At 43.8% G+C, this 18112-nt stretch carries 12 protein-coding genes; 11 read left to right on the top strand and 1 reads right to left on the bottom strand.

All coding sequences use genetic code 11. The features are described from left to right. Positions 1–2 precede the first annotated feature (2 nt). From M1F65_RS06100 to M1F65_RS06080, 5 genes are read left to right on the top strand one after another with little or no spacing between them, the layout of a single operon-like run. Positions 3–1001 carry a uroporphyrinogen decarboxylase family protein gene (locus M1F65_RS06100; protein WP_001290984.1) on the top strand — a complete coding sequence of 333 codons (999 nt, stop codon included), beginning with the start codon at positions 3–5 and terminating at the stop codon, positions 999–1001. 11 nt (positions 1002–1012) lie between these two features. Continuing rightward, entirely contained in the window at positions 1013–1891 is an 879-nt protein-coding gene (locus M1F65_RS06095; RefSeq protein ID WP_000036995.1) for a transporter substrate-binding domain-containing protein, read from the top strand. 32 nt (positions 1892–1923) lie between these two features. After that, complete coding sequence (locus M1F65_RS06090; RefSeq protein ID WP_000255460.1) at positions 1924–2616, top strand: amino acid ABC transporter permease; 693 nt, start codon at positions 1924–1926, stop codon at positions 2614–2616. A 3-nt stretch (positions 2617–2619) separates the two neighbouring features. Beyond that, positions 2620–3342 (top strand): amino acid ABC transporter permease, encoded by a 723-nt coding sequence (locus M1F65_RS06085; RefSeq protein ID WP_000350563.1) that lies wholly within the window; start codon positions 2620–2622, stop codon positions 3340–3342. A gap of 9 nt (positions 3343–3351) precedes the next feature. Beyond that, the gene (locus M1F65_RS06080) at positions 3352–4116 is read left to right on the top strand and encodes an amino acid ABC transporter ATP-binding protein (protein WP_000942256.1); all 765 of its coding nucleotides are present in this window, start codon (positions 3352–3354) and stop codon (positions 4114–4116) included. A gap of 201 nt (positions 4117–4317) precedes the next feature. Here M1F65_RS06080 and M1F65_RS06075 read toward each other — a convergent pair whose 3' ends face one another. Beyond that, positions 4318–8034, bottom strand: a complete 3717-nt coding sequence (locus M1F65_RS06075; protein ID WP_247925641.1) for a pullulanase — start codon at positions 8032–8034, stop codon at positions 4318–4320. Positions 8035–8475: 441 nt separating this feature from the next. On the opposite strand from M1F65_RS06075, the gene rpoB reads away from it, so the two are divergent. The 6 genes from rpoB to M1F65_RS06050 all read left to right on the top strand — a co-directional run bounded on the left by rpoB (position 8476) and on the right by M1F65_RS06050 (position 18110). After that, positions 8476–12087, top strand: a complete 3612-nt coding sequence (gene rpoB / locus M1F65_RS06070; protein WP_247925640.1) for a DNA-directed RNA polymerase subunit beta — start codon at positions 8476–8478, stop codon at positions 12085–12087. 32 nt (positions 12088–12119) lie between these two features. Continuing rightward, positions 12120–15785 (top strand): DNA-directed RNA polymerase subunit beta', encoded by a 3666-nt coding sequence (gene rpoC, locus M1F65_RS06065; protein ID WP_000228749.1) that lies wholly within the window; start codon positions 12120–12122, stop codon positions 15783–15785. A 109-nt stretch (positions 15786–15894) separates the two neighbouring features. Beyond that, the gene (gene ndk, locus M1F65_RS06060; protein ID WP_000438278.1) at positions 15895–16314 is read left to right on the top strand and encodes a nucleoside-diphosphate kinase; all 420 of its coding nucleotides are present in this window, start codon (positions 15895–15897) and stop codon (positions 16312–16314) included. A 134-nt stretch (positions 16315–16448) separates the two neighbouring features. Beyond that, a complete protein-coding gene (locus M1F65_RS10065; RefSeq protein WP_345772943.1) occupies positions 16449–17072 on the top strand; it encodes a hypothetical protein in 624 nt (207 codons plus the stop codon). 83 nt (positions 17073–17155) lie between these two features. Beyond that, positions 17156–17599: a tRNA (adenosine(37)-N6)-threonylcarbamoyltransferase complex ATPase subunit type 1 TsaE gene (gene tsaE / locus M1F65_RS06055; RefSeq protein WP_247925639.1), complete on the top strand. Its 444-nt coding sequence runs from the start codon at positions 17156–17158 to the stop codon at positions 17597–17599. After that, complete coding sequence (locus M1F65_RS06050) at positions 17589–18110, top strand: GNAT family N-acetyltransferase (RefSeq protein ID WP_247925638.1); 522 nt, start codon at positions 17589–17591, stop codon at positions 18108–18110. Before tsaE ends, M1F65_RS06050 begins: the two co-directional genes overlap by 11 nt. Positions 18111–18112 lie beyond the last annotated feature (2 nt).

The raw sequence follows: 18112 nt of genomic DNA, 5'->3' as shown, positions 1-18112 counted from the left end.
GAATGTCAGAAAAAAAAGAATGGGTTTTAAAAGCATTTAGAGGTGAAAAGGTTGATCGTGTGCCAGTTGGTTTTTGGCACCATTTCACATCCGAAGACGAATGGCTACACGGTTTCTCAAATCCAGTCATTATCGAGAAGAATATCGAGGGCCATAAGCGCTTTATACGAGAAATTCAGCCAGACTTTATCAAGTTAATGAGTGATGGCTACTTTGCTTATCCAAATCCAGCGATTGCCAAAGGCAAATCACTTCAAGAATTGGCGACCATTCAACCACTCGGACCAGAGCACGCTTGGATAAAAGAGCAGGTGGCCTTGGTTCAGAAAATCAAGCAAGAGTTTACAGAAGATATCGTTGCGATTTACAATATTTTTGCTCCTGTGACCTATCTCAAGTGGCTACTGGGGGAAGTGTCTGGTGGCGATGACCTCATTGCAGATTTTCTGGTGGAAGATCCTAAAGCTCTTAAGAAGGTGTTGGATGTGATTGCAGAGGATATTGCGAGTCTCAGCCGAGCTGTTATCGAAGAGGCTGGTGCTGATGGAATCTACCTCAGCGTGCAGAGTATCCAAGATCAACGAGTGTCGGCAGCAGATTATCAAGCCGTCATTGCCCCTAGCGAGATAACGGTTCTGGAAGCAGCTAGTGCTGTTGGTGGAGTCACAGTTCTTCATATCTGTGGCTACGAGGGAGCGCGAAATGATATTCACCTTTTTGCAGACTATCCAGCCCAAGTCTTTAACTGGGCTGTAGGACCAGAGGGAATCACTCTCAAGGAAGGTCGTGAGATTTTCAAGGGACGTACGGTTCTTGGAGGATTTGAAAATGGCAAGACAGGCTTACTGTATACTGGTAGCAAGGATGCCATTCAGGCTGAAGCAAAGAAACTAGTTGCAGAAGCTGGGGAACAGGGCTTGGTACTTGGGGCAGATTGTACCATTCCAAGTGATATCGCAGTTGAACGTATCCAGTGGGTGAGAGAAGCGCTTGAAAACTAAAGGAGAAAAAGATGAGTAAAAAAGCATGGATTATCGGTGGTGTAGCAGTGGTTGCAGTAATTGGGGCAACGATTATCGGGAGAAGTTTAGCTGGTGCTCCAGCCAAGGATGGAGAAATGGCTTCGTCTGCTGAAGTTATAACCTTGAAGGTTGCCCATACACAAAACTATGTACCTTATGACTTTGTCAATGAAAAAGGGGAATCAGATGGTTATGAGGTAGCTGTTTTGAAGGCTGTTGATGAGAAGTTGGCAAACTATCAATTTGAATATACGGGTACCAGTGATGATGACCTCTTGATTGGTCTGGAATCAGGTAAGTATGACATCGGAACCAAGGGAGCTTGGTACACAGATGAACGAGCTAAAAAGTTTGTCATTCCATCTGAACCAGTCGGAGCGAGCATCATCGGATTTACTGTCAGAAAAGAAGATGAACAGAAATACAAAACCATTGATGACTTTGCTAAGAATAAAGGGAAATTGGTTCCCATCTCTCCACAGAATGCTCAATGGAATGTTATCACCAGCTACAATGAAAAACATCAGGATGCACCGATTGAGCTAACAGCAGCTGAATCCTTTAAAGTGGCAGATGCCTATGCCTGGGTCTTAGAAGGACGTTATGACGCCTTCTTTGATATCAAACTGTCCTTTGAAAAAGCAGTTACCGCAGAAGATGGCCCTTACCACCAATATGCGGATAAACTCAGCTGGTTCCCATACAAGGGTATTCCAACTTATCCCTTGATTCACCGTGATGAAAAGGGTGAGAAATTCGCTAAAGAATATGAAAAAGCAATCAAAGAGTTGAAGGAAGATGGCACGCTTGCTAAGCTATCTCAGCAATACTTTAAAGAAGATGTCTTTAGTTACGTAGACAAAGACTAGACCAGAAATTCCAAGACTAGAAAGGGTTTTGCATGGTTTCTTATGATTTTTCCAAGGTCTTTCAGTTTTTGCCAACCTTATGGCAGGCACTTCCTATGACCTTGTCCATTCTCTTTTTTACCACTCTTCTTGGTTCCCTTTTTGGAGGTCTCTTGGCCTGGGCACAAGTAGGAGAAGACAAGAGTTTTGCAGCGATTTCCAAAGGCTATATCTTTACCCTTCGTTGTACACCGCCGATTGTCTTGCTTTTTCTAGTCTTTTATGGCTTGCCAGAATTTCTGAAATGGTGGCTTGGTTTGGACATCAACAACTGGTCTAAAACTATTTTTGTTCTCTTGACGATGATTCTCTTGTTTGCGGCTATTGTTGCCGAGGTTTTCAAGGCGGCCTATCAAGCTATTCCAAAGGGGCAGACAGAGGCCGGGCTTAGTATTGGTTTGACTCCAAGTCAGACTTTTTGGAGAATCATTTTTCCTCAAGCTTTTCAAGTTGCTCTTCCCAATATAACGACCGCTATTCTCAATCTCATGCGGGATGCTGCCTTGGCTTATACGATTGGTTTTGTTGATGTTATGGGGGCAGGCAATCTCTTGATTAGTCGCAATTTAGGGAACTACTCTCTGGAAACCTATACGGCAGTTGCGCTTCTTTACTGGGGGATTGCCTTGGTTATTTCTAGCTTGAGTCGTTTGCTTGAGAAGTCTTTGGAAACAAAAGGGAGGTAAGAAATGGATATAGACTATATTGTAAAGACCTTTCTGGAGACCTTGAAGGGTGTGCCAATCACCTTGATTATCATGATTGTGGCTATGGTCTTAAGCTTTTTACCGGCTCTATTTTTAGCCTTGGGGCAGATTTACAAGGTTCGAGGTGTGAGGAGTTTTTCTCTGGTCTATCTGGCCTTTATCCGAGCGACTCCTCCGATTTTATTGATTCTCTTCTTTTATAGTTTGTTTCCAAGCCTGCTGAATCAATTTCTCAAAAGCATAGGAAGTGACTTTGATATTTTCAAGCTTGATCCTCTCTATTATGCCTTTATCATTTATAGTTTGATGACAGTCGGGAGTTTATCGGAGATTTTGCGTTCAGCCATCTTGACGGTGGACAAGGGACAACTAGAGGCAGCGCATGCGATTGGCTTGACTACGACCCAGGCCTATCTAAGGATTGTTTTTCCTCAAGCCTTGCGCTCAGCCTTGCCTAACTTGGCCAATCTGGTGATCAATATCGTCAAAGGGACCTCCCTGGTCTTTGTTATGACTATCAAGGACATCACCGCTATTGCTCGTGTAGAAGCGTCCTACGGTTACCAGTATTTTGAGTCTTATTTTGTGATCTTTTTGCAGTATATTTTGATCTGTGGTTTGATTCAGTGGGGCTTCTCCCTACTGGAAAAAGGCTATGTGAAAAAAGAAAAAAGTGCAAAAGCATCTAGCGCGCGTTTCGTATAGGAGGACAGGATGTTACAAGTAGAACATATCGCAAAAACATTTGGTGAGAGGCAGGTCTTGGAGGATGTCAATCTTCAGGTTAACCAAGGGGATGTCGTCGTTATTTTAGGACCATCAGGTTCGGGGAAAACGACCTTTCTCCGTTGTCTTAATCACTTAGAAAAAGCTGACAGTGGCCGTTTGACCTTGGCAGGAAAGACCTATGACTTATCCAAATTGAGCAAGAAAGACATTCTAGAAATTCGCCAAAAAACAGCCTTTGTTTTCCAACACTACAATCTCTTTGCAAACAAAACTGCTCTGGAAAATATTCTAGAAGGCCTAATCGTGGCTCGTAAAGTTCCCAAGGAAGAAGCGCTCAAACGTGCAGAATCTGCCTTGGAAAAAGTTGGTTTACTGGCCTACAAAGACTACTACCCTTCACAACTATCTGGAGGGCAACAACAACGAATAGGAATTGCGCGTGCTATTGCCGTCAAACCCGAGGTCATTTTGCTAGATGAACCAACATCAGCACTAGACCCTGAGTTGGTTGGAGATGTTTTGGATGTTCTGAAACAGTTGGCGGGAGAAGGTGTGACCATGGTGGTCGTCACGCATGAGATGGGATTTGCTAGAGATGTCGCCAACCACGTTATTTTCATGGATGGAGGCCGTATCGTAGAGGAGAACAATCCCCACGATTTCTTTAGTCGTCCACAAGAAGAACGAACCAAGCAGTTTCTGGCTCGTATCTTATCAGACGCTAGCTATAGTGTAGAATATATGATTTGATAGCTAAGTGTATCATAAAAACAACACCCCATGACTAGAAGATTCTTCTAATCATAGGGTGTTTTTCTATAGGAGGGCTAGGTTATACTCTTCGAAAATCTCTTTAAACCTCGTCAGCTTCGCCTTATCTACAACCTCAAACCAGTGTTTTGAGCAGCCTGTGGCTAGCTTTCTAGTTTACTCTTTGATTTTCATTGAGTATCAGTTCTCTTTCTTGTTTTTTATCAACCATCCAAGTCCGAGAAGGGCAAGGATACTGAATCCAGCAAGGGCAAGAAGTGATTTGCTCTCAGTTCCTGTGTTTGGAAGGAGGTTCTGAGAGTGAGCCTCTGCAGCAGTTTCTTGAGTTTCAGGATTAGCTACTAGGTTTTGATCTTGGCCTTGTTCTGGTTCAACTTCCAAGCTAGAAAGATTAAACTCTGGTTTTTCTTCCACAGCTGGGGCGACAATGGCACCACCTTGAGACAAGCGGAGAACAACGGCAGTGAGAGCGTTCAATTTTAAGCCTTTTTCAGTCCATTCGAGACCTTGAGGTTTAGTGATTCCTACTGGTCCGGCTTGATTTTCATCTGCCAGGACTTCAGCCTTTCTCAAGTGAGCAAATGCAGTTCCTAGAGTAAATTCACGAGCCTTATCATCTGCATTGACAAAGACAGCGTAGATATCTCCATTTGGAGCGGTGATTTGGTAGCCGATGGTCACATCTTCTTTTTCAACGCCATTTTGGCCTGGGACAGTGATGAGTCGGACGCGCTCCTTGATATCTTGCAGACTCTTGAGTCGGAAAGCGTCTGTAGATTGACGAAGAGCAATCAATCCTTTCATGTAGTCACGGCTCTTGACATTTTCAGGATATGCTTTGCCATCTGTTGCCTTGGTCCAATCAAACTTGTTGACAGCATCACTAGAGTCGTAAGAGTCATGGATAAAGTAAGGATAGACAAATGGCTTGCCGTCCTTGTCGCGCAACAAGTGAGACTTGTTTGGAACCTTATCCTCTGAGACAGGATTCTTATAGGCTGGATCAAGGAATTGTTTGGTACGTCCGTATTCCTGACCAGAGTGGATAAACGGAGTTCCTTGAGCAGTCAAGACCATGAGGTTTCCAAGTCGCAAACGACGATGGATTTCAGCGTAGTTTTCCGCCTTGCTTGGGTCTTTTTTGATAGACTGGGCAATGATGTCAAAGAGGGTCAAGTTATCATGGGCTGCGATATACTGGATAACATCTCCAGGATTGTCAGCCTCAAAGTTAGTTGGTTGGGCAATGAGATTTTTAAAGATGGTATTGATATCGCGTTTGCCACCTGTGATAAAGGCAGGTTGGCCTTCGTTTGGATAACCAGACTTGAGGTTGTTACGGATGTCGTCTGAAAAGACAGCGACAGTATCAGTTTTCTTCATCCAAGACTGGTCAGCAGGTTGTACAGGCGTATTTTCATCACCAGTATAGGTTCTCCAGCCTTCACCTAGCATGATAAGATTTGGATTGAGGGCGCGTGCAGCCTTGTAAGCTTCTTCGATAGAAGCCGCATCGTGGTCACCCATCATATCAAAGCGGAAACCATCTACTTTGTAGGTTTCGACCAAATACTTGATAGAGTCTACCAAGACACGTTTAGACATGTAGTGGGTAGTTCCCAAACGGCCGCCTCCGAAGCTAGTACGTGGGGTTCCGTCTGCGTCCATAAAGTGATAGTAGTTTGGCTCAATATCCTCAAAAATATCAACGTTGGCAGTATGGTTGTAGACCACATCCAAGATAGCCCCCATGCCACGTTTGTGGATTTCGTTGATGAGGTTTTTGAATTCGGCAATACGTTTTTCTGGATCCTTAGGATCGCTTGAGTACATACCAGTCAAGGAGAAGTAGTTTTGAGGGTCATATCCCCAGTTGTAATTACTGTTGCTTGAAGCGTAGGCAGACAAACGTTCATGGTTTTTCAATTCATTGACAAAGTAGTAGGACAAGACGGGAAGGAGTTGGATATGAGTCACACCCAAGTCTTTGAGATAGTCTAATTTTTCGATAAAGGCTTCAAAGGTACCAAAAGGCTTGGTCAAGTCTTTTGCGATGGCAGGATCCGAAGTGAAGTCACGTACATGAGCTTCATAGATAACGGCATCTTCACGTGATTTGAAGTTACGAATCTTTCCATAGGTCAAGTCTTGCGGACCTAACTTCGCTGGATCGACAAAGGCAGCTTTAGCGACCTTATGAGCGGCATCTGTTTTTGCTAGGTCACTGTTCCAAGCCGCTAATGATTTGGCATAAGGGTCAAGAACGAGGACAGTTTTACCTTGGCGCTCGATTTGGTAGTGGTAGTAGTAGCCAGTGTAGTTGCTGATACCGAGACCAGAGTTTGCATCCAGAGTTTGTTTCCAGGTTCCTTTTTCTCCTTTTTCAAGGGCGACAGTTCCAACTACTTTTTCAGGGTCTTTCTTGTCATAGACAACAACGGAAACCTTATCAGCACTTGGAGACCAGAGGGTGAGGTCAACACGCTTGCCATCTTCTTTTAGAGTTGCGCCGAGTGGACCATCGTAACTGTAGGATTCATCCTTGAGGCGCCAGCTTGAACGTGTGGTAAAGCGGTCTGAATTGTAGCTGACAGTGTAAGGGTGTTGAGTGTCAGAGAAGTCGCCAATATAGGTCACTTTTTTACCTGCCTCATCCACTTCCACGTCTGTGATAGCTACTTTATTCCCTTGGTAATCAGTGATGCTGGAGTGTTTGAGGATATCGTTTTTCTTAGCTCCAACGAGGGTAGAAAAACTGCTTTCGATACGAGATTTAGCCACGTGTTGGGCACCAGTCATGCGGATATCGTGAACGTAGTAGGGGTTGGTGTAGATGGTTTCGTCATCATCTTTGAGGAAAATCTGACTGTGATTTTTTAGATCAGTGAATTTATAATCTTCTTTTCTGATTTTCACATCATCACCTTTCTTGCTTTCGTCTAGTAATAAAAATCCAAATTCTCTTGCCGCTTCATTGAGTGGAATATCAATGTAGCGGCCATACTTTCCAGTTGCTGTAAAGTCAGTACCGTCAGGCCATTCTCCACTGCTTGGTTTTTTGACATCGCCCCAATACCAAAGAGATTTTTTGTCATAGTTGCCATCGGTGCGGTAGTAGTTGACACGGACAGTTCCTGCTGGTTGAGGTCGATAATTGTATACCTTGTAGTTTTCATCTAGCCAAGCCTCATTCATTTTTGGAGAGAGGCGCTCTACAGAACGGTCCCCTGTCAGGTTATCCCCCTTGGTATTGTTGATAAGGAAACTGACTTTCTTGGCTTGCTCATTTTTGAGTTTGACATCTAGGTAATAGCCGTAGTCATCTTGCTTGGCATCCTTGAAGGACTTGGCTCCATTGGGCCAGTTTTCAGACGGCTTTTCAACATCATCCCAAGTCCAAAGACCTTGAGAATCTTTGTTTTCTTCAGGGAGTTTTTTTACATGGATGCGGAAGTGGTTGTCTGCGATTGGTTCTTCAGAAGATGTGTCTGCTTGTGGTTTTTGATCTGAAGTTGGTGTCGAAGTGCTGGCATCTACTTTCTCTTCCTTGCTGTTAGTCTGGCTTGTAGTAGCATCTTCTTTTTTAGGTGTTTCAGCTGCTAGAGGAGCGTCAGTTGATGGGGCTTCCTTTTTAGAATCAAGGGAAGCGTTTGCATTCTTTTGTTCAGAAATAGGCGTTTCTTTTTGAGTTTGACTCGTTTCAGTCTCAGTAGGGGCCTTGGTCACAGCGCTGGTATTTTCCTGAGTTTGAGGAAGGTTTTCGTTGGCCGAAATAGTTGGCATTGTAGCAGAAAGCAAGACAATGCTGGCACCAATAAGGACAGAGCCTGTTCCATTTTTCAAGGAACGAATACCGTAAACCATTTTCTTCTCAGTTTGAGATGGGATCTTTTTCATCACAATTCTCCTTGTGTAGTTATTCCTTATCAGTATAGCATGAGGTAAACATTTATGCAAGCGTTTTCCTGATTTTAAGAGAAAATACAATGTTTCATTCTCTTGAAATTTTAAAATAATATATAGGAAAAGATTGTTTAAAAAATAGTAAAAAAATCTTGAAAAATCTTGGCTAATAAGGTATAATAAGAGTAATCATTTGTCGTAGGTTTTGTCTGAAATATTGTCCAGACAAGGCTCACAGCAGTTAAATCTTCTGAAAAAGTCAGATTTAGCTGCTCTTTTTGTGCTTTTTTTCAGGTTTTTGAGTGCTTGTAACAAAGATTTAAAGATTCTGAAAATTCATCAAAGGGACACGGTGATAGGGGTTTTTAAAACCATATGACGATTAGAAAAGCCTGATTGATAAGGCTTGGAATTTATTTACAAAGGAGAATCATCTTGGCAGGACATGACGTTCAATACGGGAAACATCGTACCCGTCGTAGTTTTTCAAGAATCAAAGAAGTTCTTGACTTACCAAATTTGATTGAAATTCAAACGGATTCATTCAAAGATTTCCTAGACCACGGACTTAAGGAAGTTTTTGAAGATGTATTGCCAATTTCAAACTTCACAGAAACTATGGAGTTGGAGTTTGTTGGCTATGAGATCAAGGAACCCAAATACACGCTCGAAGAAGCTCGTATCCACGATGCTAGCTACTCAGCACCTATTTTTGTAACTTTCCGCTTGATCAACAAGGAAACTGGCGAAATCAAGACCCAAGAAGTCTTCTTTGGAGATTTCCCAATCATGACAGAGATGGGTACCTTCATCATCAACGGTGGTGAACGTATCATCGTATCTCAGTTGGTTCGTTCTCCTGGTGTTTACTTTAATGATAAAGTAGATAAGAACGGTAAAGTTGGCTACGGTTCAACTGTTATCCCTAACCGTGGAGCTTGGTTGGAACTGGAAAGTGACTCTAAAGATATCGCCTACACTCGTATTGACCGTACCCGTAAAATTCCGTTTACGACCTTGGTTCGTGCGCTTGGTTTCTCTGGTGATGATGAAATTTTTGATATCTTTGGAGACAGCGAATTGGTTCGCAATACCGTTGAAAAAGATATCCACAAGAATCCAATGGACTCTCGTACAGACGAAGCCTTGAAAGAAATCTACGAACGCCTTCGTCCAGGTGAGCCTAAGACTGCTGAAAGCTCACGTAGCTTACTTGTGGCACGTTTCTTCGACCCACGTCGCTACGATTTGGCAGCCGTTGGTCGTTACAAGATCAATAAAAAACTCAACATCAAAACACGCTTGCTCAACCAAACTATTGCGGAGCCATTGGTAGATCCTGAAACAGGAGAAATCTTGGTAGAAGCTGGTACAATCATGACTCGTAGCGTGATTGAAAGTATTGAAAGCCATTTGGATGGCGACTTGAACAAGATCGTTTATATTCCAAACGATGCAGCTGTTCTGACAGAACCAGTTGTCCTTCAAAAATTCAAGGTTGTTGCCCCAACGGACCCAGACCGTGTTGTAACCATCATCGGAAATGCTAATCCTGACGACAAGGTTCGTGTTGTAACTCCTGCGGATATCCTTGCAGAGATGAGCTACTTCCTTAACTTGGCAGAAGGTATCGGACGTGTGGATGATATCGACCACCTTGGGAACCGTCGTATCCGTGCAGTTGGTGAATTGCTTGCAAACCAAGTACGTCTTGGACTTTCTCGTATGGAACGTAATGTCCGTGAACGTATGTCTGTTCAGGACAATGAAGTTTTAACACCACAACAAATCATCAACATCCGTCCTGTCACAGCTGCGGTTAAAGAATTCTTTGGTTCGTCACAGTTGTCACAGTTCATGGACCAACACAACCCACTTTCTGAGTTGTCTCACAAACGCCGTTTGTCAGCCTTGGGGCCTGGTGGTTTGACTCGTGACCGTGCTGGATATGAAGTTCGTGACGTGCACTACACTCACTATGGTCGTATGTGTCCAATCGAGACACCTGAAGGACCTAACATCGGTTTGATCAATAACTTGTCATCTTACGGACACTTGAATAAGTATGGCTTTGTTCAAACACCATACCGTAAGGTTGACCGTGAAACAGGTGTAGTCACAAACGAAATCGTTTGGTTGACAGCCGATGAAGAAGATGAATTTACTGTAGCGCAGGCTAACTCTCGCCTCAACGAAGACGGTACTTTTGCTGAGAAAGTTGTCATGGGACGTCACCAAGGGGTCAACCAGGAGTATCCAGCAGAAGTGGTTGACTACATGGACGTGTCACCAAAACAGGTAGTTGCCGTTGCGACAGCATGTATTCCTTTCTTGGAAAACGATGACTCCAACCGTGCCCTCATGGGTGCCAACATGCAACGTCAGGCTGTGCCTTTGATTGATCCAAAAGCACCTTACGTTGGTACTGGTATGGAATACCAAGCAGCTCATGACTCTGGTGCTGCTGTGATTGCTCAGTATGGTGGTAAAGTTACTTACGCAGATGCTGACAAGGTAGAAGTACGCCGTGAAGATGGTTCGCTAGACGTTTACCACATCCAAAAATTCCGTCGTTCTAACTCAGGTACTGCTTATAATCAACGTACACTTGTTAAGGTTGGCGATGTCGTTGAAAAAGGCGACTTTATCGCTGACGGACCTTCTATGGAAAAAGGGGAAATGGCGCTTGGACAAAACCCAATCGTTGCCTACATGACATGGGAAGGTTACAACTTCGAGGATGCCGTTATCATGAGCGAACGCTTGGTCAAAGACGATGTCTACACATCTGTCCACCTTGAAGAATACGAATCAGAAACCCGCGATACAAAGCTTGGGCCTGAAGAAATTACTCGTGAAATTCCAAACGTTGGTGAAGATGCCCTTAAAGACCTTGACGAGATGGGTATTATCCGTATCGGTGCTGAGGTTAAAGAAGGCGATATCCTTGTAGGTAAAGTCACACCTAAGGGAGAGAAAGACCTTTCAGCTGAAGAACGTCTCTTGCACGCTATCTTCGGAGACAAGTCTCGTGAAGTGCGTGATACTTCTCTTCGTGTACCACACGGTGCCGATGGTGTCGTTCGTGATGTTAAGATCTTTACACGTGCAAATGGAGATGAGTTGCAATCAGGTGTTAACATGCTGGTTCGCGTCTACATCGCTCAAAAACGTAAGATCAAGGTCGGAGATAAGATGGCTGGACGTCACGGAAACAAAGGGGTTGTCTCTCGTATCGTTCCTGTAGAAGACATGCCTTACCTTCCAGACGGAACTCCAGTCGATATCATGTTGAACCCACTTGGGGTGCCATCACGTATGAATATCGGTCAGGTTATGGAACTCCACCTTGGTATGGCAGCTCGTACTCTTGGTATTCACATCGCAACACCAGTCTTTGACGGAGCAAGTTCTGAAGACCTTTGGTCAACTGTTAAAGAAGCTGGTATGGATAGCGATGCCAAAACTATCCTTTACGATGGACGTACTGGGGAACCGTTTGATAACCGTGTTTCTGTCGGAGTTATGTACATGATCAAACTCCACCACATGGTTGATGACAAATTGCACGCTCGTTCAGTCGGACCTTACTCAACTGTTACCCAACAACCACTCGGAGGTAAAGCTCAGTTTGGTGGACAACGTTTCGGTGAGATGGAGGTTTGGGCTCTTGAAGCCTATGGTGCATCAAATGTCCTTCAAGAAATCTTGACTTACAAGTCTGACGATATCAACGGACGTTTGAAAGCTTATGAAGCCATTACAAAAGGAAAACCAATTCCAAAACCAGGTGTTCCAGAATCCTTCCGAGTTCTTGTCAAAGAATTGCAATCTCTTGGTCTTGACATGCGTGTCCTTGACGAAGATGACCAAGAAGTGGAACTTCGTGACTTGGATGAAGGAATGGACGAAGATGTCATCCACGTAGATGACCTTGAAAAAGCCCGCGAAAAAGCAGCCCAAGAGGCTAAAGCAGCTTTTGAAGCTGAAGAAGCTGAGAAAGCAACAAAAGCGGAAGCAACAGAAGAAGCTGCTGAACAAGAATAAGCAGTTCACTTAGAATAGAAAGGGAAGAAATAGTGGTTGATGTAAATCGTTTTAAAAGTATGCAAATAACCCTAGCTTCTCCAAGCAAAGTCCGTTCATGGTCTTATGGAGAAGTCAAAAAACCTGAAACAATCAATTACCGTACCTTGAAACCAGAACGTGAAGGACTCTTTGACGAAGTCATCTTTGGTCCTACAAAAGACTGGGAATGTGCTTGTGGGAAGTACAAACGCATTCGCTACAGAGGGATTGTTTGTGACCGCTGTGGGGTTGAAGTAACGCGTACAAAAGTTCGTCGTGAGCGTATGGGGCACATCGAGTTGAAAGCTCCTGTATCTCACATCTGGTATTTCAAGGGGATTCCAAGCCGTATGGGCTTGACCCTTGATATGAGTCCTCGTGCCCTCGAGGAAGTTATCTACTTTGCGGCTTACGTGGTGATTGATCCTAAGGATACACCACTTGAGCACAAGTCTATCATGACAGAGCGCGAATACCGTGAGCGTTTGCGTGAGTATGGTTATGGATCATTCGTTGCCAAGATGGGTGCCGAAGCTATCCAAGACCTCTTGAAACAAGTAGATCTTGAAAAAGAAATTGCGGAACTCAAAGAAGAGTTGAAAACAGCTACTGGACAAAAACGTGTCAAAGCCATCCGTCGTTTGGATGTTTTGGATGCCTTTTACAAGTCTGGAAACAAACCTGAATGGATGATTCTCAACATCCTTCCGGTTATTCCACCAGACCTTCGTCCAATGTTGCAGTTGGATGGTGGGCGTTTTGCCTCATCTGACTTGAACGACCTTTATCGTCGTGTTATCAACCGTAACAACCGCTTGGCTCGCTTGCTTGAGTTGAATGCACCAGGTATCATCGTTCAAAATGAGAAGCGTATGCTTCAAGAAGCGGTTGACGCATTGATTGACAATGGTCGTCGTGGTCGTCCGATTACAGGACCAGGTAGCCGTCCACTCAAATCATTGAGCCACATGCTCAAAGGTAAACAAGGACGCTTCCGTCAAAACTTGCTCGGTAAACGTGTCGACTTCTCAGGACGTTCCGTTATCGCCGTTGGTCCAACTCTTAAGATGTACCAATGTGGTGTGCCACGTGAAATGGCGATTGAACTCTTTAAACCATTCGTTATGCGTGAAATTGTCGCTCGTGACATCGTGCAAAACGTGAAAGCAGCTAAACGCTTGGTGGAACGCGGAGATGAGCGTATCTGGGATATCCTCGAAGAAGTTATTAAAGAACATCCAGTGCTTTTGAACCGCGCACCGACCCTTCACCGTTTGGGTATCCAAGCTTTCGAGCCAGTCTTGATTGACGGGAAAGCTCTTCGCTTGCACCCGCTTGTCTGTGAAGCCTACAATGCCGACTTTGACGGGGACCAAATGGCTATCCACGTACCACTTTCAGAAGAAGCTCAGGCAGAGGCTCGTATCCTCATGCTTGCTGCTGAGCATATCTTGAACCCGAAAGATGGTAAACCAGTTGTTACTCCATCTCAGGACATGGTTTTGGGTAACTACTATTTGACCATGGAAGAAGCTGGTCGTGAAGGTGAAGGAATGGTCTTCAAAGACCGTGACGAAGCTGTTATGGCTTACCGCAATGGTTATGTTCACCTCCACTCTCGTGTTGGTATTGCGACAGACAGCCTCAACAAACCATGGACAGAAGAGCAAAAACACAAAGTCTTGCTGACGACAGTTGGTAAAATCCTCTTCAATGACATCATGCCAGAAGGTCTGCCTTACTTGCAAGAACCAACAAATGCCAACTTAACAGAAGGTGTTCCAGCTAAATACTTCTTGCCACTTGGTGGAGATATCAAGGAAGCTATTCGCAATCTTGAACTCAACCCTCCATTCAAGAAGAAAAATCTTGGGAATATCATCGCTGAAATCTTCAAACGTTTCCGTACGACAGAAACTTCTGCCCTACTTGACCGCATGAAGAACCTCGGTTACCACCACTCAACTCTTGCAGGTTTGACAGTGGGTATTGCCGATATCCCAGTCGTTGAAGACAAGGCTGAAATCATCGAAGAATCACACAAACGTGTAGAACAAATCACCAAACAATTCCGTCGTGGTATGATCACAGACGACGAGCGCTACAACGCTGTTACAGCTGAATGGCGTGCAGCCCGTGAAAAATTGGAGAAACGTTTGGTTGCCAACCAAGATCCTAAGAACCCTATCGTTATGATGATGGACTCTGGAGCCCGTGGTAACATCTCAAACTTCTCACAGCTTGCCGGTATGCGTGGTCTGATGGCTGCTCCGAATGGACGTATCATGGAATTGCCAATCCTTTCAAACTTCCGCGAAGGTTTGTCAGTACTTGAAATGTTCTTCTCAACTCACGGTGCTCGTAAAGGTATGACCGATACAGCCCTTAAAACAGCTGACTCAGGTTACTTGACTCGTCGTTTGGTTGACGTTGCCCAAGACGTTATCATCCGTGAGGACGACTGTGGAACTGACCGTGGTCTCTTGATCCGTTCTATCGCAGAAGGAAAAGAGATGATCGAGTCTCTCGAAGAGCGTCTCAATGGTCGTTACACTAAGAAAACTGTTAAACATCCAGAAACTGGTGCAGTAATCATCGGTCCAAATGAGTTGATTACAGAAGACAAGGCGCGTGAAATTGTCAATGCTGGTGTGGAAGAAGTTACTATCCGCTCTGTATTTACATGTAACACTCGTCATGGTGTCTGCCGTCACTGTTACGGTATCAACTTGGCGACAGGTGATGCGGTTGAAGTTGGTGAAGCAGTTGGTACAATCGCTGCCCAATCTATCGGGGAACCTGGTACACAGCTTACAATGCGTACCTTCCACACGGGTGGGGTTGCCTCAAATACCGATATCACTCAGGGTCTTCCTCGTGTCCAAGAAATCTTTGAAGCCCGCAATCCTAAAGGGGAAGCGGTCATCACAGAGGTTAAAGGACAAGTTACTGCTATTGAAGAAGACGCTTCAACTCGTACTAAGAAAGTCTTCGTTAAGGGTGAAACTGGAGAAGGCGAATACGTGGTACCATTTACAGCACGTATGCGTGTCGAAGTTGGTGACCAAGTCTCTCGCGGTGCAGCATTGACAGAAGGTTCTATCCAACCAAAACGTCTCCTTGCTGTTCGTGATGTCTTGTCAGTTGAAACTTACCTTCTCGGTGAAGTACAAAAAGTTTACCGTAGCCAAGGGGTAGAAATCGGTGACAAACACATCGAGGTAATGGTTCGTCAAATGATCCGTAAAGTTCGTGTCATGGATCCAGGTGACACCGACCTTCTTATGGGTACCCTCATGGACATCAACGACTTTACAGATGCTAACAAGGATGTTCTTATCGCAGGTGGAGTTCCAGCGACTGGTCGCCCAGTTCTTATGGGAATCACCAAAGCCTCACTTGAAACTAACAGTTTCTTGTCAGCGGCTTCCTTCCAGGAAACAACCCGTGTCCTTACTGATGCGGCCATCCGTGGTAAGAAAGACCATCTCCTTGGACTCAAGGAAAATGTTATCATCGGTAAGATCATCCCAGCAGGTACTGGTATGGCTCGCTACCGTAACCTTGAACCACAAGCTATCAATGAAGCAGCCTATCTGGCTCCAGAACAAGAAGAGACAGAACTTGCTCCAGTAGAGGAAGCTGTGGAAATCCAAGTTGAAGAAACAGTAGAATAAAAGCAAAAAGAGAACCTTTGGGTTCTCTTTGCTTTGTTTCAGAAAATTTTCCCACTTTTTCATAAAGTATGGTAGAATAGAAGAACTAAAATGCCAAGGAGGTGTCCATATGGAACAAACATTCTTTATCATTAAGCCAGATGGTGTGAAAAGAGGGCTGATTGGTCAGGTTCTGAAAAGAATTGAGGAGCGCGGTTTCAAAATCGAAAAATTAGAGTTGCGTTCAACAGTTTCAGAAGCTTTGATTGACCAACACTATCAAGACTTGGTTGAAAAAAGTTTTTATCCTCCTATCCGTCAGTTTATGAGCTCAGGACCAGTAGTGGTTGGCATTCTATCAGGTCCGAAAGTGATTGAAACTTGGCGGACTATGATGGGGGCTACTCGTCCAGAAGAAGCTCTACCAGGAACTATCCGAGGAGATTTTGCCAAGGCTGCAGGAGACAATCAAGCCATTCAAAATGTGGTTCACGGATCTGATTCTGAAGCTTCTGCCAAACGAGAAATTGCTCTCTGGTTTAAGGATTAGACTGGTAAAAGAACAGTTCTGTGCACAACAGAGCTGTTTTTTGGTCAGTTGAGCACAAAAAAAGAACACTTGAGAGGGCATTCTTCATTTCACATTCCTTACAGGGTATAATCCCTTATATGGAGGGATAAGAAATGGTAAAATCAATTCGCCTATTATTGTTGGCTACGGTCATCCAGATTAGTTTTGCTAGTTGCCTATTATGGAAAGAATCCTTTTTATCGTTGAAGCAGACCAATGCTTATTTTTTGATTTTGATTGTAGGAATTTCTATTTTTTGTGCTGTGATAAATTATTTTCATACAGCAGACCAGTCAAAGCACAGTATTTTACATGTTCAAAAGAAAGTGAGTCTTATTTATGGTCTCCTTATAGCAGTCAATCTTCTGGCAACCTGTTTGCTTCTCTCAGAAAGCATCCAAACCACTAGCAAGATGCAGCAGGAACTGGTTGACCTCTTTTTACCCTCCTTCTTTTTCTTGCTAGGGGTAGATCTATTGATTTTCTTACCTTTTGATAAAATTTTTCGAGATATAGAAAATTACCTCAATAAAAAGAAAACAGTCGTCATTTCCGTTTTAGCTACTGTGTTTTTCCTGAGAAATCCTTTTGTTATTTCCTCGATTCTCTTGTATGTCGGTATCGGTTTTCTATGCGCACGTTTTCTTTTCCCAAAATGCCTTCACAGAGAAATCTCTTTTTATAGCCATCTGATTCGAGATATCTTGTTTGTTTTTGCGATTTTTCTATTCTTTTAAGTAGAGGTTGATTCTTTAAAATCATTATAGTAAGTTTGTAAAGAAAATTCACACAAAAGGAAACTTTTTGGTATAATAGTAGCATGCACACAAAAAATGAAGAAGAGCTTCTAGCTCTCGGAGAAAGATTAGGTCGTATCCTTCAAAAAGACGATGTTCTGATCTTGACGGGAGAGTTGGGCGCGGGTAAAACAACCTTTACAAAAGCCCTTGCCAAGGGTTTGGATATCCGTCAGATGATTAAAAGTCCAACATATACCATTGTCAGAGAGTATGAAGGACGCTTGCCACTTTATCACTTGGATGTCTACCGTATCGAAGGGGACGCTGATTCTATTGACTTGGATGAGTTTCTCTTTGGTGGCGGCGTGACTGTTATCGAGTGGGGGCATCTTTTGGGTGAGGATTTACCAGATTCTTACTTAGAGTTGGAAATTTTGAAAGAAGCTGAGGGCCGTTGCCTTCAATTTACAGCTCATGGTTCTCGGGCTGAACAACTCATCAAGGAGCTTCAGGATGGAGTATAATCTTTGTATTCGTGAGGCAGAGATTTCAGATGCCGCAGCTTTGGTTGCATTTTTAAATCAAGTCGGTCGAGAGACAGATTTTACCAGCTTGGATGAACATGGCATAGGGATGACTACGTCTGAAATGGCTCTTTTCATCGAAAAACAAGCTGCTTCAGAAAATCAAATCACTCTCCTCGCCTTACTGAATGATGAGCTTGCAGGTGTTTTGAATATCACTGCTGATCAGCATGTAAGGGTTCGGCATATTGGAGATGTTTTTTTGGCGATTCAAAAGAAATTTTGGAATCAAGGTTTGGCTACCATACTTCTAGAAGAAGGTATTGAGTGGGCTAAAGCCAGTGCTGTTTTGCGTCGCTTACAACTTAGTGTGCAAAAACGAAATGAGGCCGCTATCCACCTCTATTCAAAAATGGGATTTATCACAGAAGGCTTGCAAGAAAGAGGAGCCTATTTAGCAGAAGGGACATTTTTAGATGTTTGCCTTATGGGCAGACTGATAGATGAATAACG

Origin of the sequence: Streptococcus oralis (assembly GCF_023109195.1) — a bacterium.
Lineage (GTDB): Bacteria > Bacillota > Bacilli > Lactobacillales > Streptococcaceae > Streptococcus > Streptococcus oralis_BV.
This window is presented reverse-complemented; position numbering and strand designations above follow the sequence as displayed.

What these genes read in the sequence shown, in the direction of transcription:
- M1F65_RS06090 (WP_000255460.1), top strand. Translation starts at nt 1,924, where the DNA reads ATGGTTTCTTATGATTTTTCCAAGGTCTTTCAGTTTTTGCCAACCTTA.
- M1F65_RS06085 (WP_000350563.1), top strand. Translation starts at nt 2,620, where the DNA reads ATGGATATAGACTATATTGTAAAGACCTTTCTGGAGACCTTGAAGGGT.
- M1F65_RS06075 (WP_247925641.1), bottom strand. Translation starts at nt 8,034, where the DNA reads ATGAAAAAGATCCCATCTCAAACTGAGAAGAAAATGGTTTACGGTATT.
- tsaE (WP_247925639.1), top strand. Translation starts at nt 17,156, where the DNA reads ATGCACACAAAAAATGAAGAAGAGCTTCTAGCTCTCGGAGAAAGATTA.
- M1F65_RS06095 (WP_000036995.1), top strand. Translation starts at nt 1,013, where the DNA reads ATGAGTAAAAAAGCATGGATTATCGGTGGTGTAGCAGTGGTTGCAGTA.
- M1F65_RS10065 (WP_345772943.1), top strand. Translation starts at nt 16,449, where the DNA reads ATGGTAAAATCAATTCGCCTATTATTGTTGGCTACGGTCATCCAGATT.
- M1F65_RS06050 (WP_247925638.1), top strand. Translation starts at nt 17,589, where the DNA reads ATGGAGTATAATCTTTGTATTCGTGAGGCAGAGATTTCAGATGCCGCA.
- M1F65_RS06100 (WP_001290984.1), top strand. Translation starts at nt 3, where the DNA reads ATGTCAGAAAAAAAAGAATGGGTTTTAAAAGCATTTAGAGGTGAAAAG.
- M1F65_RS06080 (WP_000942256.1), top strand. Translation starts at nt 3,352, where the DNA reads ATGTTACAAGTAGAACATATCGCAAAAACATTTGGTGAGAGGCAGGTC.
- ndk (WP_000438278.1), top strand. Translation starts at nt 15,895, where the DNA reads ATGGAACAAACATTCTTTATCATTAAGCCAGATGGTGTGAAAAGAGGG.